This window comes from Streptomyces sp. P1-3 (assembly GCF_050613155.1).
GTDB lineage: Bacteria > Actinomycetota > Actinomycetes > Streptomycetales > Streptomycetaceae > Streptomyces.
In genome coordinates, this window is sequence record NZ_CP192512.1 from 3,386,572 (window position 1) to 3,410,375 (window position 23,804).

18 protein-coding genes are annotated in these 23,804 nt (G+C 72.7%); 4 read left to right on the plus strand and 14 right to left on the minus strand.

Going from position 1 to position 23,804, the window contains the following annotated elements:
• Positions 1 to 12: 12 nt before the first annotated feature.
• The gene (locus ACQUSR_RS14275) at positions 13 to 759 is read right to left on the minus strand and encodes a M23 family metallopeptidase (RefSeq protein WP_431042944.1); all 747 of its coding nucleotides are present in this window, start codon (positions 757 to 759) and stop codon (positions 13 to 15) included.
• 467 nt (positions 760 to 1,226) lie between these two features.
• Between ACQUSR_RS14275 and ACQUSR_RS14280 the strand changes: the two genes are divergently transcribed.
• The 3 genes from ACQUSR_RS14280 to ACQUSR_RS14290 are packed head-to-tail and all read left to right on the plus strand — an operon-like array spanning position 1,227 to position 7,614.
• Positions 1,227 to 4,256 carry an NACHT domain-containing protein gene (locus ACQUSR_RS14280; protein ID WP_431042945.1) on the plus strand — a complete coding sequence of 1,010 codons (3,030 nt, stop codon included), beginning with the start codon at positions 1,227 to 1,229 and terminating at the stop codon, positions 4,254 to 4,256.
• Positions 4,253 to 4,612, plus strand: a complete 360-nt coding sequence (locus ACQUSR_RS14285; protein ID WP_431042946.1) for a trypco2 family protein — start codon at positions 4,253 to 4,255, stop codon at positions 4,610 to 4,612. Before ACQUSR_RS14280 ends, ACQUSR_RS14285 begins: the two co-directional genes overlap by 4 nt.
• Positions 4,609 to 7,614 carry an NACHT domain-containing protein gene (locus ACQUSR_RS14290; RefSeq protein ID WP_431042947.1) on the plus strand — a complete coding sequence of 1,002 codons (3,006 nt, stop codon included), beginning with the start codon at positions 4,609 to 4,611 and terminating at the stop codon, positions 7,612 to 7,614. The genes ACQUSR_RS14285 and ACQUSR_RS14290 overlap by 4 nt, the downstream gene beginning before the upstream one ends.
• Positions 7,615 to 7,697: 83 nt before the next feature.
• On the opposite strand, the gene ACQUSR_RS14295 is transcribed toward ACQUSR_RS14290, so the two are convergent.
• Positions 7,698 to 10,223 (minus strand): ATP-dependent Clp protease ATP-binding subunit, encoded by a 2,526-nt coding sequence (locus ACQUSR_RS14295; protein ID WP_304463187.1) that lies wholly within the window; start codon positions 10,221 to 10,223, stop codon positions 7,698 to 7,700.
• Positions 10,224 to 10,674: 451 nt separating this feature from the next.
• Between ACQUSR_RS14295 and ACQUSR_RS14300 the strand changes: the two genes are divergently transcribed.
• Positions 10,675 to 11,268, plus strand: coding sequence for an SCO3374 family protein (locus tag ACQUSR_RS14300; RefSeq protein ID WP_431042948.1), 594 nt, complete (start codon positions 10,675 to 10,677; stop codon positions 11,266 to 11,268).
• Here ACQUSR_RS14300 and ACQUSR_RS14305 read toward each other — a convergent pair.
• From ACQUSR_RS14305 to ACQUSR_RS14360, 12 genes are all read right to left on the minus strand, one after another.
• A complete protein-coding gene (locus tag ACQUSR_RS14305; RefSeq protein WP_431042949.1) occupies positions 11,199 to 11,534 on the minus strand; it encodes a histone-like nucleoid-structuring protein Lsr2 in 336 nt (111 codons plus the stop codon). The two genes, ACQUSR_RS14300 and ACQUSR_RS14305, sit on opposite strands and share 70 nt — an antisense overlap.
• Before the next feature lie 246 nt (positions 11,535 to 11,780).
• Positions 11,781 to 12,299, minus strand: coding sequence for an amino-acid N-acetyltransferase (locus tag ACQUSR_RS14310; protein ID WP_431042950.1), 519 nt, complete (start codon positions 12,297 to 12,299; stop codon positions 11,781 to 11,783).
• Positions 12,300 to 12,321: 22 nt separating this feature from the next.
• The gene (locus ACQUSR_RS14315; protein ID WP_431042951.1) at positions 12,322 to 12,717 is read right to left on the minus strand and encodes a BlaI/MecI/CopY family transcriptional regulator; all 396 of its coding nucleotides are present in this window, start codon (positions 12,715 to 12,717) and stop codon (positions 12,322 to 12,324) included.
• Between the two features lie 169 nt (positions 12,718 to 12,886).
• Positions 12,887 to 13,066 (minus strand): hypothetical protein, encoded by a 180-nt coding sequence (locus tag ACQUSR_RS14320; protein ID WP_304463182.1) that lies wholly within the window; start codon positions 13,064 to 13,066, stop codon positions 12,887 to 12,889.
• A 191-nt stretch (positions 13,067 to 13,257) separates the two neighbouring features.
• Positions 13,258 to 14,397 (minus strand): hypothetical protein, encoded by a 1,140-nt coding sequence (locus ACQUSR_RS14325; protein WP_431042952.1) that lies wholly within the window; start codon positions 14,395 to 14,397, stop codon positions 13,258 to 13,260.
• Positions 14,398 to 15,186: 789 nt separating this feature from the next.
• Positions 15,187 to 16,905 carry a hypothetical protein gene (locus ACQUSR_RS14330; protein ID WP_431042953.1) on the minus strand — a complete coding sequence of 573 codons (1,719 nt, stop codon included), beginning with the start codon at positions 16,903 to 16,905 and terminating at the stop codon, positions 15,187 to 15,189.
• Positions 16,906 to 17,022: 117 nt separating this feature from the next.
• The gene (locus ACQUSR_RS14335) at positions 17,023 to 17,820 is read right to left on the minus strand and encodes a type III pantothenate kinase (RefSeq protein ID WP_431042954.1); all 798 of its coding nucleotides are present in this window, start codon (positions 17,818 to 17,820) and stop codon (positions 17,023 to 17,025) included.
• Positions 17,820 to 18,911, minus strand: a complete 1,092-nt coding sequence (gene nadC, locus ACQUSR_RS14340) for a carboxylating nicotinate-nucleotide diphosphorylase (RefSeq protein WP_431042955.1) — start codon at positions 18,909 to 18,911, stop codon at positions 17,820 to 17,822. Before nadC ends, ACQUSR_RS14335 begins: the two co-directional genes overlap by 1 nt.
• Complete coding sequence (locus ACQUSR_RS14345; RefSeq protein WP_431047580.1) at positions 18,908 to 20,959, minus strand: L-aspartate oxidase; 2,052 nt, start codon at positions 20,957 to 20,959, stop codon at positions 18,908 to 18,910. The genes nadC and ACQUSR_RS14345 overlap by 4 nt, the downstream gene beginning before the upstream one ends.
• Before the next feature lie 308 nt (positions 20,960 to 21,267).
• Complete coding sequence (gene panC, locus ACQUSR_RS14350) at positions 21,268 to 22,395, minus strand: pantoate--beta-alanine ligase (RefSeq protein WP_431042956.1); 1,128 nt, start codon at positions 22,393 to 22,395, stop codon at positions 21,268 to 21,270.
• The gene (locus ACQUSR_RS14355; RefSeq protein WP_431042957.1) at positions 22,392 to 23,330 is read right to left on the minus strand and encodes a Rossmann-like and DUF2520 domain-containing protein; all 939 of its coding nucleotides are present in this window, start codon (positions 23,328 to 23,330) and stop codon (positions 22,392 to 22,394) included. The genes panC and ACQUSR_RS14355 overlap by 4 nt, the downstream gene beginning before the upstream one ends.
• Positions 23,331 to 23,530: 200 nt before the next feature.
• Positions 23,531 to 23,773, minus strand: a complete 243-nt coding sequence (locus ACQUSR_RS14360) for a hypothetical protein (protein WP_431042958.1) — start codon at positions 23,771 to 23,773, stop codon at positions 23,531 to 23,533.
• Positions 23,774 to 23,804 lie beyond the last annotated feature (31 nt).

Sequence of the window (23,804 nt, forward strand, 5' to 3'; positions counted from 1 at the left end):
GCTCCCCGGCGATCACATCCCCACGCCGTGGCCGCGCAGGAACTTCAGCGGCTCGACCGCCGTGCCGTAGTTCGGCGTCGTACGCACCTCGAAGTGCAGGTGCGGGCCGGTGGAGTTGCCGGTGTTGCCGGACAGGCCGATCTCCTGCCCCTTGCCCACCGACTGGCCGACGTGCACCTTGATCTGCGACAGGTGCGCGTACTGGGTGTACGTGGCGCTGCCGTGCCGGATCACGATCGCGTTGCCGTACGCCGGGCCGTCACCGCCGCCGTTGGGGCCCGCCTTGACGACGACGCCCCCGTGGGCGGCCTTCACCGAGGTGCCGGTCGGCACGACGAAGTCCTGACCGCTGTGGTTGTGCGACCAGTGGTCGCCGGCGAGGCCGAAGGTGGAGCCGAGCACGAAGGAGCGCAGCGGCGAGGTCCAGTCGCTGACGCTCTTCACCGCGGGACGCGGGGCGCCACGCGACGCCTTCTTCTTCGCCGCGGCCCGGTCCTGCTTCGCGGCCCGGTCGGCGGCCTGCTTCGCGGCGACGGCCTTCGCGGCGGCCCGCGCCTGCGTGTCGGCCTGGGCCCGCACATCGTCGGCGACGCTCGCCGAGGCGGCGGTCAGCATGGTCGTCCGCGAAACGTCGGCGTCCGCGGCGAGCGCCACCCCGGCCCCCAGCGCGACCGACGCTCCCAGGCCCGCGGCCACAACGGCGGCACGGGTTCGCAGGGCCGACGTGCGCGCGGTACGGGTCAGGGGGTGCTTCGTCATCTACAACTGCCTCTCGGGACGACCGCCAGAACATGAATGCATCCCGGCAGCGCGCCGGGATGGCCATTCCTTGGTAACCCGCGATCGCCGTGCCGCCAACAGGCGCTGCTACTAGCCGCCCTCGTAGAGAAAGCCGAGGAAATAACACCTCGCGACGGCATGGGACATCACCGAACAGGCTGACAGGACCTCCTCCCAAAGGATGAGAGAAGCTTTTCCACACCCACCCTGAGCTGCGGAAACAATAACCAGAACGACCGCCCCACCCCCCTCACGGACCAAAGTCCCGGGCACCTGGGGCCGAAAGTCCCGGACGCCTTCACCTCACACCTCCTATTCCGGGTCGTAGACGGGAAAACCCCTGTGCCGCATGTCACCGGGACATAAGATCGACGCCTTTCCGCCGGGACTTTCCACATGTCCGGTTCGGGACCAACGGCCCCCTCGCCGGCGGTAGCCTGTCCGGCGTGGATCCGGGAGCAATCGGCGCACGCCTGGCATCGACCGCGGTGGCACCGCTGGTCAGGAAACTGTTCGTGAGGGAGGGGGCGGGCGCGGGGCTGGTCGACAAGCCGGTCCGCATCTCCTCACTGGTCTCGTTCAAGGGGGAGAAGCGGACTCTTACGGAGAAGGATCTGCGGAAGCTGGCGGCCAAGCTGGTGGAGCAGGCCGTGGCCGCCGCGGGGCCGGGGGAACGCCCCTGCCCGGCCGACGAGGAGCAGGCGGTCGCGGACGCGTTGGCTCACGCGCTTGGCGGGCTCGGCGACCTCGACATGGACGACGTACAGGCGGTGCGGCTGGGACATCGCGCCCTGGCGCAGCGACTCGGAGGCACGGCCGGGGAACAGGGCCATGACCGCTACCTCAGCGCGTCCGCAGCCCTCCTGTACCAGCGCCTGCTGGAGACCACCTGCCTGCACATCCTGCACTTCTTCACCCAGCGCTCCACCTTCGTCGCCCGCACCCTCGTCGAGCAGAGCGGCCGGCTCGGCGAACTCATCACGAAGGTCGACGTCCTCATCGGCCGACTGCCGGCGCAGTCCGCCGAGGACGCCGGCTTCGAGCACCGGTACGCGAAGTACGTCACCGCCAAGTACGGCACGCTGTCCATCGTCGGCGTCGATCTGAGCCGGGCGGAGGCGAGTTGGCCGCTGGACGCCGCCTATCTGAGCCTGGAGGCGATACCCCGGCACGAGGACTCCGAGACCTCCGCCGAGGCCGCCCCGCGCCCCGCCGACCAGGCCCTGTCCGGCCACGACCGGGTCCTGCTGCGCGGCGTGGCGGGCTCCGGCAAGACCACCCTGGTCCAGTGGCTGGCGGTCGCGACCGCCGCGCAGCGGCCCCCGGCCGGGATGGAGCAGTTGATCGGCCGCATCCCGTTCGTGCTGCCGCTGCGCACCATCGCCCGCCAGGAGGCGCTGCCCACCCCGGACCGCCTCCTGGCCGCCGTCCGCAACCCGCTGCACGGCGCCCAGCCGCCCGGCTGGGCCGACCGCGTGCTGTCGGCCCGGCGCGGCGTCCTGCTCGTCGACGGCATCGACGAGATCCCCGAACGCGACCGGGAACGCACCCGCGCCTGGCTGGACGACCTGCTCATCGCCTACCCCGGCAACCTGTGGCTCGTCACCTCGCGCCCCTCCGCCGTCGCCGACGACTGGCTGTCCGGCCAGGGCTTCACGGAGTTCGCGCTCTCCCCGATGGGCCGCGACGAGGTCACGGCGTTCATCGGCCGCTGGCACGACGCGGTTCGGACCACCTGCCGGGACGAGGACGAGCGGGCAGCCCTGGACACGTACCAGAGGAAGCTGCTCACCGCCGTCGCCACCAAGCAAGATCTCAGCAGACTGACCACCAACCCGCTGATGTGCGGCCTGGTCTGCGCCCTGCACCGGGCGCGTCACGGCTATCTGCCGCCCGGCCGCAAGGCGCTGTACGACGCGGCGCTGTCGATGCTGCTCACCCGGCGGGACGCCGAGCGGGAGATCCCCGTCCTGCTGGACGAGGAGCCGCAGGTCCAGCTCCTCCAGCGGCTCGCCTACTGGCTGATCCGCAACGGCCAGGCGGAGCTGGACCGTACCCAGGCGGAACGGATCATCGCCGACGCGTTGCCGTCCGTCCCCTCCGCACAGGCCCTGGGCGGCGCCCCGGAGGTCCTGGACCACCTCCTGCTGCGCAGTGGCATCCTCCGCGAACCGGCCGCCGGTGCCGTGGACTTCGTCCACCGCACGTTCCAGGACCACCTGGGCGCGAAGGCGGCGGTAGAGCAAGGGGACTTCGGCCTGCTGGTCAACAACTCCCACAGCAGCCAGTGGGAGGACGTGACCCGGATGGCGGTGGCGCACGCGCGGCCTCGTGAGCGGGCGGATCTGCTGAGCGGGCTGCTGGGGCGCGCCGGTCTGCCCGAAGAACCCGCGTGGATGCGCCTCCTGCTGCTGGCCGCGGCCTGTCTGGAGCACGCACCGGACCTCGACCCGCGCGTCCGCGACCAGGTCATGGACCGTCTGACGTTGGTCGTCCCCCCTCTTGGCGCCACAGCGGCCCGCGAGCTGGCCGAGGTGGGACCGCTGGCCCTGGAACTGCTGCCGCCCCTCGCCGAGTTGCCCGACAGAGTGACGGCCTTCACGCGGCTGGGCGCCTCCATCACAAACGAGGCCGAAGCAATCGATCAGGCAGCCGAAGCATGCGTGATCACGGCGACCCACATACCCACCGACGCCGCGATCCCGTACCTACAGCAGTTCGTGCGCCACCCGTTCCTCCCGGTGCGGTCCCAACTCGCCTCAAGCTGGTCGCGCTTCGACACCCAGCGCTATTACGACGAGGTTGTCTCCCGCCTTGCCCGGGACGACCTGTACCTCACGGCGGAGACCGAGGAGCACGCACGCATGCTGCTCGCCGACGGCCACCGCATGCTGATGCTGCGCGGCGCCTTTGAGAAGGAGCGCCTGCGTACCCTCCTGCCCCCGGGACAGCTCACCCACCTCCGGCTGGACCGCGGCCACGTCACCGACCTCGCCTGCCTCGGCCACCTCCAAGGGCTGCGCACCCTCGTCCTGACCCGGTGTGCCCCGGTCATCGACGTGGCCCCGCTGGCCGGGCTGTCCCTCCACAGCCTGGACTGGGCGCCGCCACCGCCCCGGGACCTGCCCGCCGGGCTGGAGAGGCTCACCACCCTGGAGCAGCTTCGCCTCACCCTGCCGGGGCCGCGGATACCCCGCGCCCCGCTCCCTCTCCTCACCCGGCTCGAACTCGACGTCTACCACCAAGAGCTGGACGTCCCTCGGATCGCCCGGTGCTTCCCCGAGCTGCGCCACCTCCGCGTGACGTTCCGCAGCAGCCCCGACGAAGGCCGGATCGACCTGGCCCCGCTGGCCGCCCTCGCCGAGCTGAAGACGGTCTCGATCGCCCGCGCGGCGGTGACCGGCGCACAGAGCCTGGACGGCGTCGAGATCACCACCCATGCCAGGCCACCGAGACTGACGGGACTCCCGACATGAGCGACGCGTTACCCGACCCCGAACACATCCCACTCGCCGACGCCGTCCAGGCCGTGCGGGACGAACTGCTCGCCGCCGCCGCGCGCGCGGACGGTCAGGACGTGGTCTTCGAACTCGGCGACATCGCGATGGAGTTCACGGTCGAACTCCGCAAGGAGACCAAGGGCGGCGGCCGGGTGAAGGCGTGGGTGGTGGACGCGGGCGCCGACCACACGCGGTCCGAGGCCCGGACCCACAAGGTCTCCTTCACCTTGAAGGCGAAGGACGCCCGCACCGGCAGCCCGTGGCGGGTCCGCAGCCCCATCCGGGGGAGTACGGACCGCTTCGGTCACGGCGCGGGGGCGGGTGACTCGTGAGCGGCACGCTCCGGCCCACCGACCGCGCCGTCGTCGTCCTCACGGCGGATGGCCAGGGAAGCGGCGTCCTGCTCACCGAGCGGACCGTCATGACCAGCGCCCATGTGGTGGCGGGCCGCCGCGCCGTGTCGGTGGCCCATCCGTCCCGCGCCGGCGATGTGCCGTGCAAGGTCGCCTGGCTGGACGAACGGCTGGACGCCGCGGTGCTGTACAGCGCCTATCCCCTGCTCGGCGCGGCGGACACGGCCCGGCTCGGCCGGATCCGCCTGGGCAGGCTCGCCACCCGCGCCCCGCTGCCGCACTGCGAGATCGTCGGCTTCCCCGCCGTCCAGCGCTACGACGAGGCGGGCCACATCGAATACGACCAGTACGAGGGCAGCGTGCTGCCGATGGCCGGGACGATGCGCGACGCCCTGGTCTTCGAGACGGCGCGCGGGTCGGTGGCGGATCCGGACGACGGCGGCTCGGCGTACGAGGGGCTGTCCGGCGCCCCGGTCTTCGCGGGCCCGGTGCTGCTGGGCGTCGTCAAGGAGGTCCCGCGCGGGCGGCTGCACCGGCGGCTGGAGGCCGTCCCGGTGGTGTCGGTCTTCTACCAGCTGGACGGCGACGGTCCGTACGCGTCGGCCGAACCGGTACGGGTCGGGCCTCGGACGCACGCTCCGTACGCGGCGGGGCGCGGGCGGCTGCTCGCCCAGTGGTCGGAAGTCAGCGACGTGCACCCGCACGACCAGCTCTTCGAGGAGGAGTACGCCCGCGCGCTGCGGGCCCGATACGGCAAGACCCGGGTCTTCGGCATCGACGCGCTGAGCACGAGTGACGCCACGTGGGACCTGGACGCCGCGTACCTCACCCTTGAGGCCGAGTCCCCGCCTCGCGGACAGGAGCCCGGAGAAGGCCCGGTCCATCCCCGAAGCCAGCCCGGCCGGGTCCACGATCTCCTGGCCGACCGGCCGCGGGTGCTGCTGCGCGGCGAGGCGGGAGCCGGGAAGACCACCTTGGTGTGGTGGCTGGCCGCGCACACCGCCTGCGGCACGCTCGGACCGGAGCTGGCCGCCCTGGACGGGCTGGTCCCGTTCGTGGTGCCGCTGCGCGCGCTGCGCGCGCAGGGCGGCGGATTCCCGGGTCCGGCGCAGTTGCCGAACGTGGCCGGTGTCCTGTCCGATGACCCGCCCGACGGCTGGGCCCGCCGCGTGCTGGCCTCCGGCCGCGCGTTCCTCCTCGTGGACGGACTGGACGAGGTGCCCGCCGCGGACCGTGCGGAGGCCCGCGCCTGGCTGTCGGAACTGCTCGCTCTCTACCCGCAGACCCGGTGCCTGGTCACCGTACGGCCCGGCGCGGTCGACGCCGACTGGCTGCGCTCGGAGCGGTTCGAGGAACTGAAGCTGCTGCCGATGCGCGAGCAGGACGTCCAGGCGTTCGTCGCCGCCTGGCACCGCGCCGCGCGTCTGGGTTCCACCGACCAGGCGGAGTTGGCCGAGCTGGAGGAGGACCTCAAGCAGCAGTTCGCGCGCAACGCGGCGCTGCGCGTGCTCGCCGGTACGCCACTGCTCTGCGCGGTCATCTGCGCCCTGCACCGCCGCCGGGGCGGCCTGCTGCCGGAGACGCGCTGGGAGCTGTACCGGGCCACGCTGTCCATGCTGCTGGGCGATCGGGACAACCAGCGCCGGATCTGCACTCCCGAGGGCATACGGATGGGCGTGGAGGAGCACCTGCAACTGCTCCAGGCGATCGCCGTGTGGCTGGTCCGGGGCGGCCAGGCACAACTGTCCCGCGCTGAGGCCGAACAACAGCTGGACCTGGCGCTGCGGTTGATGCCGCGCGTACGGGAACAGGGCACCCCCGCCGCCGTACTGACGCATCTGCTCAACCGCAGCGGCCTGCTCCAGGAACGCGGCGACGGCGACGTCCAGTTCATCCACCGCACCTTTCAGGACTACCTGGCCGCCAAGGCCCTGGTGGAGGGCGGAGGGCTGAAGGAACTGCTGCGGCACGCGAGCGACGAGCAGTGGCAGGACGTCATCCTGATGGCCATCGGCCATTGCCGACCGGGCGAGCTGGGGGAGCTGATCGAGGGCCTCATCGAGCAGGGGGATGCCGTCCCGGCGAGGGTCGAGAAGCGGGAGCAGCTGCACATCCTCGCCGCGCGCTGCGCACTGGACACGGTGGTGCTGGCCGACGGCGTACGGCGGAAGGTGGACGACCGTATCCGCGCGATGCTGCCCCCGTCCTCCGATTCACTGGGCCGGCTGGTGTCCCTGGGGCCGGGTCTGCTGCCCTACCTTCCCGGGCCGGGCGGTCTGGACAAACCGGCGGCATGGCGGGTGGCCAGGCTCATCGGCGCGCTGGGCGGCCGTGAGGCGATCCCGTACGCGCGGCGTTTCGCCGACAGCGAGAGCAAGCTGGTGCGCCAGGGTCTGGCGGATGGGTGGCTGCACTACCCGGCGGAACCCTACGCGACCGAAGTGCTGGCGCGGCTTCGGCTGGATGATCTGTCGCTGATGGTCTGCCGACGTGAGGAACTGGCGCTGCTGCGGCACATCGGTCCGCTGAGCCGCCTCGTCGTCCGGGGACCGTTCCCGGTGGCCGAACTCCGCCGCCATCTCGCCGCGATCGCCCCCAGCCATCTGGCGTTCCGCGACAATCCCCACCTCACCGACATCGCCTTCCTGCGCGACCAACCCGCCTTGCGCCAGCTGAGGCTGCTCGATTGCCCGCAGTCCATCCGCGACCTGGATCAGGCCCTGCCGGGCGTCCGCGAGCTCTTCCTGATGGGCCTGTCGGACGGAATCGACGTGGCCGAGCTGCGGCGGGCGTTCCCCTCCCTCACCAAGCTCTCCTTCAGCTTCCCGGAAAGGGGGCATGAGGAGCTGGATGTGACGCCGCTGGCGGACCTTACGAATCTCGTGCTGACGATCAACACGGTGCTCAACGACACCATGCGCGTCATCGGCGCCGAACTCTTCGGCGACCGCCTCAGGGTGCGCAGAAGAACACGGGCGTAGAGAAAACGGGCGCAAAAACGAAGCCGCCCCAGGCCATTCCCGAAGGAACGGTCCGGGGCGATCCCGTCACGCGATCCGGACGCTTACGCGTCCTTCGTCAGGTTGGGCCCCGCCCCACCCGTCGCCGACTCGATCGGCGGCGTGTCCGGCAGTGCCGACTTCTCCTCACCGCGGAAGGTGAACTTCTTCTCCTCACCTTCGCCCTCGGTGTCCACGACCACGATGTGACCGGGGCGCAGCTCGCCGAAGAGGATCTTCTCCGACAGCGTGTCCTCGATCTCGCGCTGGATCGTGCGGCGCAGCGGACGCGCACCCAGCACCGGGTCGTAGCCCTTCTTGGCGAGCAGCTTCTTGGCGTCGCCGCTGAGCTCGATGCCCATGTCGCGGTCCTTGAGCCGCTCGTCCACCTTGGCGATCATCAGGTCGACGATCTGGATGATGTCTTCCTGCGACAGCTGGTGGAAGACGACGGTGTCGTCGACACGGTTGAGGAACTCGGGCCGGAAGTGCTGCTTGAGCTCTTCGTTGACCTTGTTCTTCATCCGCTCGTAGCCGGTCTTCACGTCGCCCTGGGCGGCGAAGCCCAGGTTGAAGCCCTTGGAGATGTCCCGGGTGCCGAGGTTGGTCGTCATGATGATGACCGTGTTCTTGAAGTCCACGACCCGGCCCTGGGAGTCGGTCAGGCGACCGTCCTCCAGGATCTGCAGCAGCGAGTTGAAGATGTCCGGGTGGGCCTTTTCGACCTCGTCGAAGAGGACGACGGAGAACGGCTTGCGGCGCACCTTCTCGGTGAGCTGGCCGCCCTCTTCGTAGCCCACGTATCCGGGCGGGGAGCCGAAGAGCCGCGAGACGGTGTGCTTCTCGCTGAACTCCGACATGTCGAGCGAGATGAGCGCGTCCTCGTCGCCGAAGAGGAATTCGGCCAGGGTCTTGCTCAGCTCGGTCTTACCGACACCGGACGGACCGGCGAAGATGAAGGAGCCGCCGGGGCGCTTGGGGTCCTTCAGGCCCGCTCGCGTGCGCCGGATGGCCTGCGAGAGCGCCTTGATGGCGTCCTTCTGGCCGATGACGCGCTTGTGGAGCTCGTCCTCCATGCGGAGCAGGCGGCTGGACTCCTCCTCGGTGAGCTTGAAGACCGGGATGCCGGTGGCCGTGGCCAGGACCTCGGCGATCAGCTCCTCGTCCACCTCGGCGACGACGTCCATGTCGCCGGCCTTCCACTCCTTCTCCCGCTTGGTCTTCGCGGCGAGGAGCTGCTTCTCCTTGTCGCGCAGACCCGCGGCCATCTCGAAGTCCTGCGAGTCGATCGCGGACTCCTTCTCCCGGCGCACGTCGGCGATCTTCTCGTCGAACTCGCGGAGGTCCGGCGGCGCGGTCATCCGGCGGATGCGCATCCGGGAGCCCGCCTCGTCGATCAGGTCGATCGCCTTGTCCGGCAGGAAGCGGTCGGAGATGTAGCGGTCGGCCAGGGTGGCGGCCGCGACCAGCGCGGAGTCGGTGATCGAGACGCGGTGGTGCGCCTCGTACCGGTCGCGCAGGCCCTTGAGGATCTCGATGGTGTGCGGCAGCGACGGCTCCGCGACCTGGATCGGCTGGAAGCGGCGCTCAAGGGCCGCGTCCTTCTCCAGGTGCTTGCGGTACTCGTCCAGCGTGGTCGCGCCGATGGTCTGGAGCTCACCGCGGGCCAGCATCGGCTTGAGGATGCTGGCGGCGTCGATCGCGCCCTCGGCGGCACCCGCACCCACCAGGGTGTGGAGCTCGTCGATGAACAGGATGATGTCGCCGCGGGTGCGGATCTCCTTGAGCACCTTCTTCAGGCGCTCCTCGAAGTCACCGCGGTAGCGGGAGCCGGCGACCAGGGCACCGAGGTCGAGGGTGTAGAGGTGCTTGTCCTTGAGGGTCTCGGGCACCTCGCCCTTGACGATGGCCTGGGCCAGTCCTTCGACGACCGCCGTCTTGCCGACGCCGGGCTCGCCGATGAGGACCGGGTTGTTCTTCGTACGGCGGGACAGGACCTGCATGACCCGCTCGATCTCCTTCTCGCGCCCGATGACCGGGTCGAGCTTGGATTCGCGGGCGGCCTGGGTGAGGTTGCGGCCGAACTGGTCCAGGACGAGGGAGGTCGAGGGGGTGCCCTCGGCCGGGCCGCCGGCGGTGGCGGCCTCCTTGCCCTGGTAGCCGGAGAGCAGCTGGATGACCTGCTGCCGGACCCGGTTCAGATCGGCGCCCAGCTTCACGAGGACCTGGGCGGCGACGCCCTCGCCCTCGCGGATCAGGCCGAGCAGGATGTGCTCCGTACCGATGTAGTTGTGGCCGAGCTGGAGGGCCTCGCGGAGCGACAGCTCCAGGACCTTCTTGGCACGGGGAGTGAAGGGAATGTGGCCGGACGGGGCCTGCTGGCCCTGGCCGATGATCTCCTCCACCTGCTGGCGGACCGCCTCAAGCGAAATGCCGAGGCTCTCCAGGGCCTTAGCGGCGACACCTTCACCCTCGTGGATGAGACCCAGGAGGATGTGCTCAGTGCCGATGTAGTTGTGGTTGAGCATCCGGGCTTCTTCCTGAGCCAGGACGACAACCCGCCGCGCGCGGTCGGTGAACCTCTCGAACATCGTTAATCGCTCCTCAGAGCGGTCAGAAAGATCGGGGACGATCCCCTCCCTGTCCTTCCGCATGCTAGTCCCGCAACAGGGGACAGCTCATTCCAACTGCCGACACCCGTCCGGATCACCCCCTCTTCCGCGGGGAATCTCCTGCCCGAACAGCCGACAACTGCTCCAACTCGATGGTGCGAGACGATGTTCCCGCAGGCCAGGCATCTACGCCCGCCATCAGTACGCCGATGGCGAACGCCGAGTACCCGACACGCGGGGTCACCCCCGCCCACTAGGACTGTCTTACCCGCAAGGAGTGACACTCCATGCGGCGCGCACCGGTTCGCTCCGCTACGAGCGAACAACCTTGCGCCCCCTCACCTGTCGCACACCCCCCACTGCCACCACAGTGCGCATTCCCGCACACACGAAGCGTAACTTCGCTCCGCTCCCGGGAGTTGTTCCGGACATGACTGATTCCGTACGGCGGTGGTACGAGCGGGAGCTGGGCTGGCCGACAACCGGCAGCGCCCCCGTCGAGCTGCTCACGGGGGTGCGCTTCGATGTGCTGGAGCTGCCGGCCGACGCGGGGTGCGCGGTGCTGCGCCGGGTGCCGCGGACCGGCCCGGTCGCGGTCGAGGGCCGCCGCATGCGGCTGCTGGTGGCCGCGGGCGGCGCGGACGAGCTGCCGGGGCTGCTCGCCTGGCTGGAGTGGGGCGGCATCCCGCTGGATCTGACCGCCCTCGGATCGGGCGGCAGGATGCTCGCGCCCGACCCCCCGGGGGCGCGGGGGCGTCGCTCGCAGGGGGCCGCCTTCTGGCTGCGCCCTCCCGAGCCGGGGTGCGACGTGGAGCCGACGCTGCCGACCCCCTGCCTCCGGCAGGGATGGCGCGAAGGCGTCGGGGGCGATGGGGGCGCCCCCGATCTCGTACGGCTGGTGGGCGTCGCGGCGACGGAGTGTCACCGCGCCCGTTTGCTGGGTGCCCAGCGCCGTCAGGCGTTGGCCTTCTCGTATGCCTCGCGCACGGTCGCGGGAACACGGCCGCGGTCGTTGACCTCGTAGCCGTTCTCCTTCGCCCAGGCGCGGATCTTCGCGGTGTCCTGGCTGCTGCCCACACCGGCACGCGCCCGGCTGCGGCCGGTCGCGGCACGGCCACCGGTGCGACGGCCGCTCTTGGTGAAGGGCTCCAGCGCCGCACGGAGCTTGTCGGCGTTCGCGGTGTTGAGGTCGATCTCGTAGCTCTTGCCGTCCAGCGCGAACGTCACCGTCTCGTCCGCCTCGCCGCCGTCAAGGTCGTCGACAAGAAGGACCTGAACCTTCTGGGCCACGGGGGATTCCTTTCACAGAAAACCGGGGGAGGCACACCTGCTCTCCAAGGGCACCCCCCAGTAAATACAGTACGGGGCATTAGGAAACCGCTTTTCCCGGAAAAACACAAACCCCCGGGAAGCTTCGACCGATCCCAGCGGACACCTCCGGGGGCCGCCGCGGGGGAAGTGTGGGGAGTTAGCCGGGAGGGAAGCCTCTCTTCCCGAGGTCCGAGATAGGGAGCGATTCGGACATAGGACGCGCGATCACAGTTGCAGAAGCATCCGGCTGTTGCCAAGGGTGTTCGGCTTCACCCGTTCGAGTCCGAGGAACTCGGCGACACCCTCGTCATAGGAACGCAGCAGCTCACTGTAGACATCACCGTCCACCGGCGTCTCTCCGATCTCGACGAACCCGTGCTTGGCGAAGAAGTCGACTTCGAAGGTGAGGCAGAAAATGCGCCGCACCCCGAGCCAGCGCGCCGTCTGCAAGAGCTTGTCCAGCACCGCGTGGCCTACACCAGTTCCCTTGGCGGCGGGATCGACGGCGAGAGTGCGCACCTCCGCCAGGTCTTCCCACATGACGTGCAGCGCACCGCAGGCAATCACCTCGCCGTCGGTGTCCCGCTCGGCGACCCAGAACTCCTGGATGTCCTCGTAAAGCGTCACGGTCGCTTTGTCGAGGAGGATGCGATCGGCGACGTAGGCGTCGATGAGGCGGCGCACCGCGCGGACATCGCTGGTCCGGGCTCGGCGGACGGTGACGACTTTTGATACAGCGGACATAGCCGGACGCTATCCTCATGGGTCAGCGGCGCTGTTCACCAGGGCTCTCGCCGGGCTCGTCGAGTTGTACGACGCGCATGGCATCGCGGAGCGCTTCCCGTTGCTGCTCGGACATCATCCCGAAGAACGCGACGAGCGCGGCCGCGGGGTTGTCACTGGCGGACCACGCTTCGTTCATGAGTGCGGCGGAGTAGGCGGCGCGGGTGGAGACCGCTTCATATCGATAGGCCCGGCCCGACTCTTCCCGGCGCAGCCAGCCCTTCTGATGCAGGTTGTCCATTACCGTCATCACGGTCGTGTAGGCGATGGACCGTTCCTGCTGAAGATCTTCCAGCACTTCTCGGACGGTGACCGGGCGGTTCCACTTCCACACCCGCGTCATGACCGCGTCTTCGAGGTCTCCCAATGGCCGAGGCACAAGAGAATAATAGTGGCAGATGTCGCGAATGCCCGTTTAATTTCGGTAGCGAAACGGGCGTACGGCCCGGCGCGTGGGTGGATCGCCGGGTCGTACGCCCGCTGGTACGCCCCTTGAAGTGCCTCTGGCGCGCCCGGCGCCAGGTCGGCCGCTCGGTGCCGTGCGCCTGTCAGGCCTGCTCGGCGCCCTGCGACTGCCGGGCCGCCTCGGCGCGGGCCAGCGCGCTGTCCACCGCGGCGTCTTCCTTGGCCTTGTTCGGGCCGCCCTGACTCTTCACGATCGTCACGATCAGTGCGGTGAAGGCCACCGCCATCACGATCGGCGGGACCAGCGCGGAGACGTAATCCATGGCCTTCGGCCTCCTTCTGCGTGAGGCTTCCAGATTACGGGGCGTCGTACGGGGGCCGACCGCGCCCCCGGGACCGGGGCCGCGGCGGGTCGGAGCCGCGGAGTCCCGGGGCGGCGGCGGCCGGTCGCCGGGTCAGGCCGTACGGGCGGCGAGGTGGCCAGGTCAGGCCGTACGGGCAGCAGGTGGCCGGGTCAGGCCGTACGGGCGGCCAGGCCGCCCCCGTCCGCGGGGAGACAGGCCCCGGCGGGCGGGGCGGGGCGGCGCTTCGGCGGGAAGACCTCCGCCGGGGTCGGCACCGGCCTGCCGGGGCTCGGCGCCCCCCGGCCGGGCCGCCCGCGGTCGGGGGGCTGCTTGCGATCGGGCTGCGCTCGTTGGGGCTGCTTGCGCTCGGGCGCCTCCGGCTTCTTGCGCGGCTCGGGCTTGGGGTCGCTGCGCGGCGCCTCCTCGGGCTTGCCCGTGGCGCCCTGCCCCCGCGCGGCGGCCAGCCCGCCGGGCAGCGCCAGCAGCCGGCCTCCGCCGGGGCGGAGCGGGTGAACGGCCCGGGAGCGGGGTGACGGGGCGGAACGGCGGTGGGCGGGGGCGCCGAAGGCCGGGTGCGGTGCGCCGGGCACGCGGTGCGGGCTGAGGGGGCCGAAGGCGTGACGCGCGGCCGGGGCGCCGGGGACGCGGTGCGGGGCGCCGCCCGGTACGGGGCCGGTCACCCTGGGCGCCGCCGCGGGTTGGTCGGCCGGGCTCGGCACCGCTCCATCGAAGTGATCCGACGGGATCGGCCTCACTCCATCAGAGTGATCCGACGGGATCGGCACCGCCCCATCGCGACGGTCCATCGGCCTGGGCACCACTCCACCGGAGTGGTCCGTCGGGCTCGGCACCGTCGCCCCTGGTACGCGGTCCGCGAGTACGGCCCGCACCCGCCGCTCGGCGACCCGCTCGCATTGGCTCAGCAGCGCGCGGCGACGAGCCCTCTCGACCGCGCCGGACGGGGCGGCGCACAGCCGCCGCAGCGCGGCGAGGTCCTCGGGCAACGGCAGGTATCCGGCAGCCAGCGCGCGCCGCAGCTGATCGACGTAGCCGGGGGCGGCGCCGGGGAGGGCGGCACGGTAGCGGGCCAGTTCGGCGAGGAGAAAGGCGCGCATCCGCCCGCCCTCGCGGACCGCCGCGTCCACGGCTCGGGCGAGGCGCAGGCACTCCTGGACCTCCTGGGTCCGGCCGGGGCCGGGCAGCGCGGGAACGGTGGTGGGCTGGAGGGCGATGGCGAGGGCGCGTCTGAGCACTCGCAGCTCGTCCGCGCTGAACGCCATTCCGCCGCGGGGTCCATGTGGTGTGGGCATGGGGTGACTTTAAGTGCTAACCGGACAAAATCGGCTTAGCACTTAAAGTCGGGCGTGGCATGTCGCGGGTGGCGGGCGGGTGACGGGGCGGGGTGAGGTGGCCCGGGGACGCGGTGATGGGGCGGGGTGAGGTGGCCCGGGAACGCGGGCCTAAGCCCGCCCGGGTGCGGCCGTGGGCCCGCCCCAGGATGCGGTCCCGGCCTGCGCCAGGAGTCGCCTGGCCCGTCCGGGGACGCGGCGCTGGGTCCGCCCGTGGTGCGGCCGTGGCTCGCCCAGGGGGCGGTCCCGGCCTTGCGTCGGGAGTCGCCTGGACCCGTCCGGGGACGCGGGCCTGGGCCTGCCCGGGAGCACGGTCCTGGGCCCGCCCCGGAGGTCGGCCCCGGCTCGCCCCGGGGTTCGCTCCCGGTCGCCCCAGGATTCACTCCCGGGCCCGCCCCGCGTCCGGCGCCCCCAGGCGCCCCAGGCGCCCCAGGCGCCCCAGGCGCCCCAGGGACGTGGCCCGGGGCCTGCCCGGGGGCACGGTCCTAAGCCCGCCCCGGGGTTCGCTCCCGGGTCCACCCCGCGGTCCGGTCCCGGGCCCGCCCCGGGTTCGGCCCCGGGTCCGCCCAGGGTTCGGTCCCGGGTCCCGTCCCCCGTTCGGCGCCCTGGGCGCCCCGGGGCTCGCTCCCAGGCCCGCCCAGGGTTCGGTCCCGGGTCCACCCGGGTTCGCCCCCGGGCCCGCCCCGCGTTCGGTGCCCCGGGCGCCCGGCCGCGTGATGTGTCGCGGCGCCGGGGCGCTCGGCGGATGGGTCAGGCCTCGGGGGTCTGGCGGCGACGGCGGGTGATGGCCACCGCTGCCGCGCCCACGGTCAGCGCGGCCGCCGCGCCGCCCGCGAGCAGGCCGACGCCGCCCGCACCCGTGAGCGCCAGGGAACCGCCGTCAGAGCCGCCGGAGGAGCCCGAAGAGCCACCGGAGCTCGAAGAGCCCGCGGAACCCGAGGAGCCCGAGGAGCCCGCCTCGTCGGAGGGGCCGTCCGAGCCGTCGCCCGGATCCGTTTCGCCGCCGGTGCCGCCCGAGCCGCCCGTGGACCCGTCCCCGCCGCCCGTCGACGCGCCGCCCGAGCTGCCGCCCGGGGCGTCCTTGAAGGTGATCGCGGCGGTGTCGTTGCCGGCGTCCGGGTCGCGCCGGTCGAAGCCCGCCGGGCCCGGCACCAGCTTGACCGTGCCCTCGGCCTTCTTGTCGGCGCCCTTGGCGATCTTCACGCCGAGGACATACGACTGGCCGCCGCCCGGCAGCTCGTTCGATGCCTCGGGGCACAGGTAGCGGCTGTGGCCCGGCTCGAACGGCTTGGTCCGGCCCTCGGCGACATACGTCAGGCAGGCGCCGTCGGTGTCGTCGTCCGGCTCCTCGTCCAGCTCGTTCCACGCGCCCGTAACGCCCTTGGGCAGCGTGACGTCCGCGTAGAGCAGCGGCTCGCCGTCCCGGCGGTACGCGGCGGCCGGGCCGCGGTTGTCCAGGCCGAAGCGGAGCACGCCGGTCGCGGGCTCCCGCTTCGCCGGCTCGATGGCACCGCCCCGCGCGGCGAAGTCCGCGTGGTGGTCGGCGTCGAGGCGGACCGTGCTCTCCGCCTTCGTCTCGAACTCCCCGCCGGCGGACGGGCCGAAAGCGAGGGGGGCGTCGGTGCCCCGCGTGCCGCCCAGCGGATCGTTACTGCCCGCGGGCACGGCCTCGGCCGAGAAGTCGACCCAGGTGGCGAGCGCCTTGTCGGTGACCTTGACGGTCAGCGGGTTACTGAGCTTCGCGGACGCGCCCGGCTCCACGGTGGCGTCCACCATGCAGTGGGCCTCCGGGCGGCCGTCGTATTCCTCGTCGAACCAGCAGTTCTTGGGCCTGTTCGCGAAGGTGAGGCCGGGAATTCCGCGCAGCCGCAGCTCGACGCGCTCGGCGGGCAGGTCACCGTCGTTCCGTACGGCGATGGGGAGGTCGACCGTGTCGCCGGTCTTCAGGCCCTTCCGGTCCGGCAGCTTGCCCGCGACCAGCTTCGGGGAGCCCACCACGACGGTGGACGAGTCCGTGTCACTGGTCCCCTTGTCCGCCGTCACCTCGTAGGTGATCGTGCCGCGCGCACCCGGCTTCGCACCGGGCTCGGGCGTCAGCGTGAACGCCTCCCACGGGCCGTGGAGGTTGCCGTTGTCCAGGCAGGTGACGACCGCGCCGGACACCGTGCACTGCTCGTGGTTGGCCTTGATGGTGGCGACGCCCTTGAGGCCGCTGGCGTCGATGACGAACTTGGCGTTCTCCGGCAGCGGCACCTCTGCTCCGCCGTCCGCGAAGGAGTAGGTCACGTACGGGGCGACCGGGCCGCTTCCGGCCAGGTTGATCTGGCCCGGGGCGGTGATGACGGCCCACGCCTGGGTGACTCCACCGTCGGCGAACGCCGCCGGAGCACCGGCGGCCGCGCCGAGTGCGATCACCGCCCCCGCGGCCGCCACCTGTGCCGCTGTTCCTCTGCGCCCTACGGACTTCACGCTTCTCCCCGTGCCGGAACCGGATTTCGTCACCCCCAAGACAGCCGACCAGGCCGGATGGTTGCCCTGTGGTGAACGCGCGGTGGCGGCAGGGGCCGCGCCCCAAGTGCGGGAGACCTACGTACGGGAGACGTTGCGCTCGTAGACCAGCCGCAGGCCGATCAGCGTGAGCCACGGTTCGTGCTCGTCGATCACCGACGACTCGCCGAGCACCATGGGCGCCAGACCGCCGGTCGCGATCACGGTCACGTCGTCCGGATCGTCGGCCAGCTCGCGCGCCATCCGCCGGACGACGCCGTCGACCTGGCCCGCGAAGCCGTACAGGATGCCGGACTGCATGGCCTCCACGGTGTTCTTGCCGATCACGCTGCGCGGCCGGGCGATCTCGATCTTGCGGAGCTGTGCGGCCCGCACCCCCAGCGCCTCCACGGAGGTCTCGATGCCGGGCGCGATGACCCCGCCGACGTACTCGCCGCGCGCGCTCACCGCGTCGAAGGTCGTCGCCGTACCGAAGTCGACCACCACGCACGGGCCGTCGTAGAGCTCGATGGCGGCGAGCGCGTTGATGATCCGGTCGGCGCCGACCTCCTTGGGGTTGTCCATCAGGATCGGAACGCCGGTCTTCACCCCCGGCTCGACCAGCACGGACGGCACATCGCCGTAGTAGCGGCGGGTCACTTCGCGCAGTTCGTGGAGCACGGACGGCACCGTGGAGCAGATGGCGATGCCCTCGATGCCGTCGCCCAGCTCCTCGCCGAGCAGCGGGTGCGTGCCCATCAGGCCCTGGAGCAGCACGGCCAGTTCGTCGGCGGTGCGGCGGGCGTCGGTGGAGATCCGCCAGTGCTCGACGATCTCGTCACCGTCGAACAGGCCGAGCGTGGTGTGGGTGTTGCCGACGTCGATGGTGAGCAGCATCAGCCCTGCTCCTCGGTGGCGTCGTCGCGCAGGTCCAGTCCGATGTCCAGGATCGGCGAGGAGTGGGTGAGCGCGCCGACCGCGAGGAAGTCCACGCCGGTGTCCGCGTACGTACGGGCGTTGTCGAGCGTGAGGCGGCCGGAGGACTCCAGAATGGCGCGGCCCGCGACGAGTTCGACGGCCGCCCGGGTCTGCTCGGGGGTGAAGTTGTCCAGCAGGATCAGGTCCGCGCCCTCGGCGAGCACCGGCGGGATCTGCTCGATGGTGTCCACCTCGACCTCGATCGCCAGGTCGGGGAACTGGGCGCGCACCGCCGTGAACGCCGCCGCCACGCCGCCCGCCGCGACCACGTGGTTGTCCTTGACGAGCGCGGCGTCCGACAGCGACATCCGGTGGTTGACGCCGCCGCCGCAGCGCACCGCGTACTTCTCCAGCGCCCGCAGCCCCGGTGTGGTCTTCCTGGTGTCGCGGACCTTGGCCTTGGTGCCCTCCAGGGCGTCCGCCCAGGCGCGGGTCGCGGTCGCGATGCCGGACAGCCGGCACATCAGGTTCAGCGCGCTGCGCTCGCCAGTGAGCAGATCGCGGGTACGGGCGCTTACGGACAGCAGCTTCTGGCCGGCCTCGACGCGGTCGCCGTCCACCACATGCCGCTCGACCTCGAACTCGTCGGTGCAGACGACGGAGAGGATCGCCTCGGCGATCCTCAGCCCGGCGACCGTGCCCGCCTCGCGGGCGGTGAAGTCGCCGGTGGCGCGGGCGTCTTCGGGGATGGTGGCGACGGTCGTCACGTCCACGCCCTGGTCGAGGTCCTCCTCGATGGCCATGTGCGCGATGTCCTCGACCTGTACGGGGTCCAGACCGGAGTCGGCGAGCAGCTGCGCCAGGTCGGGGTCGAGTCCGCACTCCATCGGGTCGAGACCGAACGCGCCGTTGTCGTCGTCGCCGACGCCGGCGCAGCCGCAGGAGTCACCGCAGCCGGTGGCCCCGCCGGGAGTGTCGCCGGGACTGCCGCCGGGGACGCCGATCTGCGGCAGCGGCAGGTCCACTGGCTGTGCGTTGTCGGGCTGCGCGCGGTCGGGGGTCGTGCTCACGGGTGCGGCTCCGTCTCGGGTCGAAGGGCGGCGGCGGTCGTTCCGGGGAAGCCCGGGGACTCGGTCGTACGGACGTCGAGCGTGCAGTCCGGGCGGAGGGTGACCAGAAGGTGGCGGGCCCACGCCGCATCGTCGCGGTCGGGGCGGTCCTCGCGCCAGTGGCAGCCGCGGGTCTCCTCGCGGCGAAGAGCGGCGGCGACGAGCACGCGGGCGACGAGGAGGAGGTTGGTGGCCTCCCAGGTGTCGACGCCGGGCTCGGCCGTCTTGCCGTCGCGGCGCAGCTGCTCCGCGGCTTCGTGGTGGACGGATTCCAGCGCGGCCGCGGCGTGCGCGAGCGATTCGGCGGAACGGAGGACGCCGGCGCCGGCGGTCATGATCCGCTGGATGGTGTAGCGGGCCTCGGGGGCGAGGAGGGGCGTGTTCCCCACCCGCCCGCACTGATCACGGGCAGGCCGCCCGGAGCCGCCCACGGGGCGCGGGGCGGCGGCCGCGTCGGCGCGGGTCGCACCGTCGGTGCCGTGCGCATCGACGCGGGCCCCGCCGTCCGCGCCGTCCGCAGCAGCGCGAGTGACGCCCTCCGCGCCGTCGACGATGTCCGCGCCGGGCGAGGCGGCGATGCCCGGCGCGGGCTGCGCCACGGGCGCGGCCGCCAGGTGGCGGGACGCGTTCGGGTCCTGCGTGCCGCGCGCCGCGCGACCGCCCGTCGCGTCCGCGTCCGCGTCCGCGTCCGGCACAGCCTGCGCCACGGACGCGGCCGCAGCGGCCAGGGGGCCGCCGGACTCCCGCGCGGCGACCAGGCTGCCGGCGCCACCGGGGACGGCGGCCGTGATGTCGTCGGCGATGCGCTCGGCGAAGACCAGCCCCTCCAGCAGGGAGTTGGAGGCCAGCCGGTTCGCGCCGTGGACGCCCGTGCAGGCGACCTCCCCGCACGCGTACAGCCCCGGCACCGTCGTACGCCCGTCCAGGTCGGTCCGTACGCCACCGCTGGCGTAGTGCGCGGCGGGTGCGACGGGGATGGGCTCGGTCACCGGGTCGATGCCGTTCGCCCGGCAGGCGGCGAGGATCGTCGGGAAGCGCTGCTCCCACATCCGCGCGCCGAAGTGCCGGGCGTCCAGATACATGTGCTCGGCGCCCTGCTCCAGCATGCGCCGCAAGATTCCCTTGGCCACGATGTCGCGCGGCGCCAGCTCGGCCAGTTCGTGCTGTCCCTGCATGAAGCGCACGCCGTCGGCGTCGACGAGGTACGCGCCCTCGCCCCGGACCGCCTCGGAGACCAGCGGCTGCTGGCCCTCGGCCTCCGGGCCCAGCCACAGCACGGTCGGGTGGAACTGCACGAACTCCAGGTCGCTGACCTCCGCCCCGGCCCGCAGCGCCAGCGCGACGCCGTCGCCGGTGGAGACGGCGGGGTTGGTGGTGGCGGAGAAGACCTGGCCCATGCCGCCGGTGGCCAGGACGACCGCCGGGGCGCGGACCGCGCCCACCCCGTCGTGGGCGCCCTCGCCCATGACGTGCAGGGTGACTCCGGCGGCGTGCCCGTCGGCGTCCTTGAGCAGGTCGAGGACCAGGGCGTGCTCGATGGTCTCGATACCGGCCGCGCGAACCGCCTCGACCAGCGCGCGGGAGATCTCCGCGCCGGTCGCGTCGCCGCCCGCGTGCGCGATCCGGCTGCGGTGGTGGCCGCCTTCGCGGGTCAGCAGGATCTCGCCGCTGTCCTCGTCGGTGTCGAACCGGGCGCCGGTGGCGATCAGCCGCCGCACCGCGTCGGGCCCCTCGGTGACCAGCAGGCGTACGGCGTCCTCGGCGCAGAGCCCCGCGCCCGCGACGAGGGTGTCCTCCAGGTGCTGGCCGGGGGTGTCTCCCTCGCCGAGGGCGGCCGCTATCCCGCCCTGCGCCCAGCGGGTGGAACCGTCGTCCAGAAGGGCCTTGGTGACGACGGTGACCTTCGCTCCCGCGGCGGCGCACCGCAGCGCGACCGTCAGGCCCGCGACGCCGGAGCCGACGACCACGACATCGGCGGGCACGCTCCAGCCGGGGGCGGGGGCGTGCAGCGCGGGCCCGTCCGGGACGGGAGCGGACGCGGCGGACGCGGCCGGAGCGCCCGGGACCGCGGCCCGGGCAGCGCGACCGCCGTGAGCGGATTCAGCCGCCGGACCGTCCTGGGCGGGCACGGCCGCCGCCGAACCGTCCTGGGGACGGGACAGACTCGCGACCGTCCGGGGGGCGTCGTGGCGTATCGCCCCGTCGGTGACGGTGCCGGGGGTGGCGCCGGGCTCGGCGCCGGGGATGATGCCGGACTCGGCGCCGGGGATGGTGCCGAGCTCGGGGCCGGAGATGGTGCCCGGGCGCGGAGTCGTCGTCATCGCGCGCTCCCGGCCTCGGTCGCCGTCGCCGGCAGGGTTTCCGCCCCGGCCAGGCTCGCCTCCGGCAGGGCTTCCGCCTGGTCCGGGGCCGGTTCCCGCCCCGTCTGCGCACCGGCCTGCCGGCTCATCTCCGCACCGGCGCCGCGGAAGTCCAGGCGGATGTTGTCGATCAGGCGGGTGGCGCCCACCTTGGCGGCGACCGCGAGCACCGCTTCGCCCGCGTAGGTGCCGGGTACCTCGGTGAAGTCCGCGGGGTCGATCAGCCCCAGGTAGTCCAGGGCGAGCGGGGGTTCGGCGTGCGCCGCCTCGGCCAGTACGGCGTGGGCCGCGGCCCGTACCGCGTCGGGGGACGAGACGGGTACCGCGTCGCCCGGCGCGACGTCCGCGTCCGAACCCGCGGCCGCGCCGGCGCCCCGGGCGGCGAGCCGACCCGCTTCCCGGCCGGCGAACAGCGCCCGGGACAGGCTGAGCGCGGTGGCCCGCTCCGGGCCCGACAGGTAGCGGTTGCGGCTGGACAGGGCCAATCCGTCGCCCTCGCGGACCGTGGGTACGCCCACGATCTCGACCGGGAAGTCGAGGTCCCGCGCCATACGGCGGATCAGCGCCAGCTGCTGCGCGTCCTTCTCACCGAAGAACGCCAGGTCGGGGCGGGTGAGGTGGAGCAGCTTGGCGACGACGGTCAGCATGCCGTCGAAGTGGCCGGGGCGGGAGGCGCCCTCGTACCGCTCGCCCATCGGCCCGGCGGACACCCGCACCCGCGGCTCTCCCCCGCCGGGGTACACCTCGTCGGCCGACGGCGCGAAGACGATGTCGGCGCCCGCCTCGGCGGCGACGGCCAGGTCGGCGTCCAGCGTGCGCGGGTAGCGGTCGAGGTCCTCGCCCGCGCCGAACTGGAGCGGGTTGACGAAGACCGTGACGGTGACCAGCCCCTTGGCGCCGACGCGCTCCCGGGCCGCCCGGATCAGCGAGGCGTGCCCCTCGTGCAGCGCGCCCATCGTCATGACGACGGCGGTCCGCCCGGGCGCGGCGAACTGCGTGAGCGCCCGGTCCAGGTCCGCGCGGCGCGCGTACAGCTCGACGTCGGGCTCACCCGGCCGGGCCGCCTTCCACAGCTTCGGGCTCATGCGGCCCCTCCCACTCCTGAGTCTCCTGTGCCTCCCGCGTCCGAGAGGACTCCCAGCAGTTCCTCGGCCAGTTCCGGCCTGAGCAGCCCGTGCGCGAGCGCCCGGTCCGCGGTCGTACGGGCCATGGCGAGGTAGCCGGCGACGGTCTGCGGCGCGTGTTCGCGCAGCTCGGCGACGTGCGCGGCGACGGTGCCCGCGTCACCGCGCGCGACCGGTCCGGTCAGCGCGGCGTCCCCGCTGCGCAGGGCGTTGTCCAGGGCGGCCCCCAGCAGCGGGCCGAGCATCCGGTCGGGGGCGGCGACGCCGGCGGCGCTCAGCAGCTCCATCGACTGGGCGACCAGGGTGACCAGGTGGTTGGCGCCGATGGCCAGGGCCGCGTGGTAGAGCGGGCGAGCCGCCTCCTCGATCCACTCCGGCTCCCCGCCCATCTCGATCACCAGGGCCTCGGCGGCCAGCCGCAGCTCGTCGGGCGCGGTGACGCCGAAGGAGCAGCCCGCGAGCCGCTGTACGTCGACGGCGGTGCCGGTGAAGGTCATCGCGGGGTGCAGCGCGAGCGGCAGCGCACCGGCGCGGCGGGCGGGGTCGAGCACGGCGGTGCCGTACCGCCCGGAGGTGTGCACGATCAGCTGACCCGGCCGTACGGCACCGGTCTCGGCGAGGCCGGTGACCAGCCCCGGCAGCACGTCGTCGGGGACGGTGAGCAGGACGAGCTCGGCGCGGGCCAGGACCTCGGCGGGCGGGACCAGCGGTACGTCGGGGAGCAGCGCGGCGGCCCGGCGCACGGAGGCGTCGGAGACGCCGGAGACGGCGACGGGGCGGTGCCCGGCGAGCCGCAGCGACGCGGCGAGCGCGGGGCCGACCCGTCCGGCGCCGACGACGCCGACAGTGAGCCGGGCCGGGCGGTCCTGGGGCTCGGGGTGGTGGTGTGCGTTCACGCGGCGTGGGCCTTCCGTTCCAGTCCGCGAGGGGTACCGGACGATTCCTCGCCATGCTACGCGGATCGCCTCCCGGAACGGGACGGCGGGCGCCGGGCCGCCATGGCGGCCGGTGGCGCGGGGGACGGGGCTCCAGGCCACGCGGTGGCGGCCGGATATCGGATGCGGCGGTAGGGGGCGAGGGGAAGGCCCGGGTGGGCTCAGCGGCAGGCGCCGTGGTCCGTACCCGGGCGCGGGGCCCGGATGAACGCGGCCCGCCAGGCCCGCAGCAGCGCGGCCCCGCGACCCCGGCGACCCCGGCGGACAGCCGCCCGGCCGTCCGGCGTGCGCCATGCCAGGGCGTCTCGCAGGGAGGTGGCCGCGGTGCCCGGGGCGGGCGGGATCCGCTCGCCGTGGAGGGCGGCGCGATAGGCATCGAGCATGTGCTGCTGAGAGATCGACATGCCCCCACCGTGCGACCGGCCCCCGCGCCAC

Bases quoted from the DNA above. Each gene is read 5' to 3' on its own strand.
- ACQUSR_RS14275 (WP_431042944.1), bottom strand. From the start codon at position 759: ATGACGAAGCACCCCCTGACCCGTACCGCGCGCACGTCGGCCCTGCGA.
- ACQUSR_RS14285 (WP_431042946.1), top strand. From the start codon at position 4,253: ATGAGCGACGCGTTACCCGACCCCGAACACATCCCACTCGCCGACGCC.
- ACQUSR_RS14295 (WP_304463187.1), bottom strand. From the start codon at position 10,223: ATGTTCGAGAGGTTCACCGACCGCGCGCGGCGGGTTGTCGTCCTGGCT.
- ACQUSR_RS14300 (WP_431042948.1), top strand. From the start codon at position 10,675: ATGACTGATTCCGTACGGCGGTGGTACGAGCGGGAGCTGGGCTGGCCG.
- ACQUSR_RS14310 (WP_431042950.1), bottom strand. From the start codon at position 12,299: ATGTCCGCTGTATCAAAAGTCGTCACCGTCCGCCGAGCCCGGACCAGC.
- ACQUSR_RS14320 (WP_304463182.1), bottom strand. From the start codon at position 13,066: ATGGATTACGTCTCCGCGCTGGTCCCGCCGATCGTGATGGCGGTGGCC.
- ACQUSR_RS14325 (WP_431042952.1), bottom strand. From the start codon at position 14,397: ATGCCCACACCACATGGACCCCGCGGCGGAATGGCGTTCAGCGCGGAC.
- ACQUSR_RS14335 (WP_431042954.1), bottom strand. From the start codon at position 17,820: ATGCTGCTCACCATCGACGTCGGCAACACCCACACCACGCTCGGCCTG.
- panC (WP_431042956.1), bottom strand. From the start codon at position 22,395: ATGAGCCCGAAGCTGTGGAAGGCGGCCCGGCCGGGTGAGCCCGACGTC.
- ACQUSR_RS14360 (WP_431042958.1), bottom strand. From the start codon at position 23,773: ATGTCGATCTCTCAGCAGCACATGCTCGATGCCTATCGCGCCGCCCTC.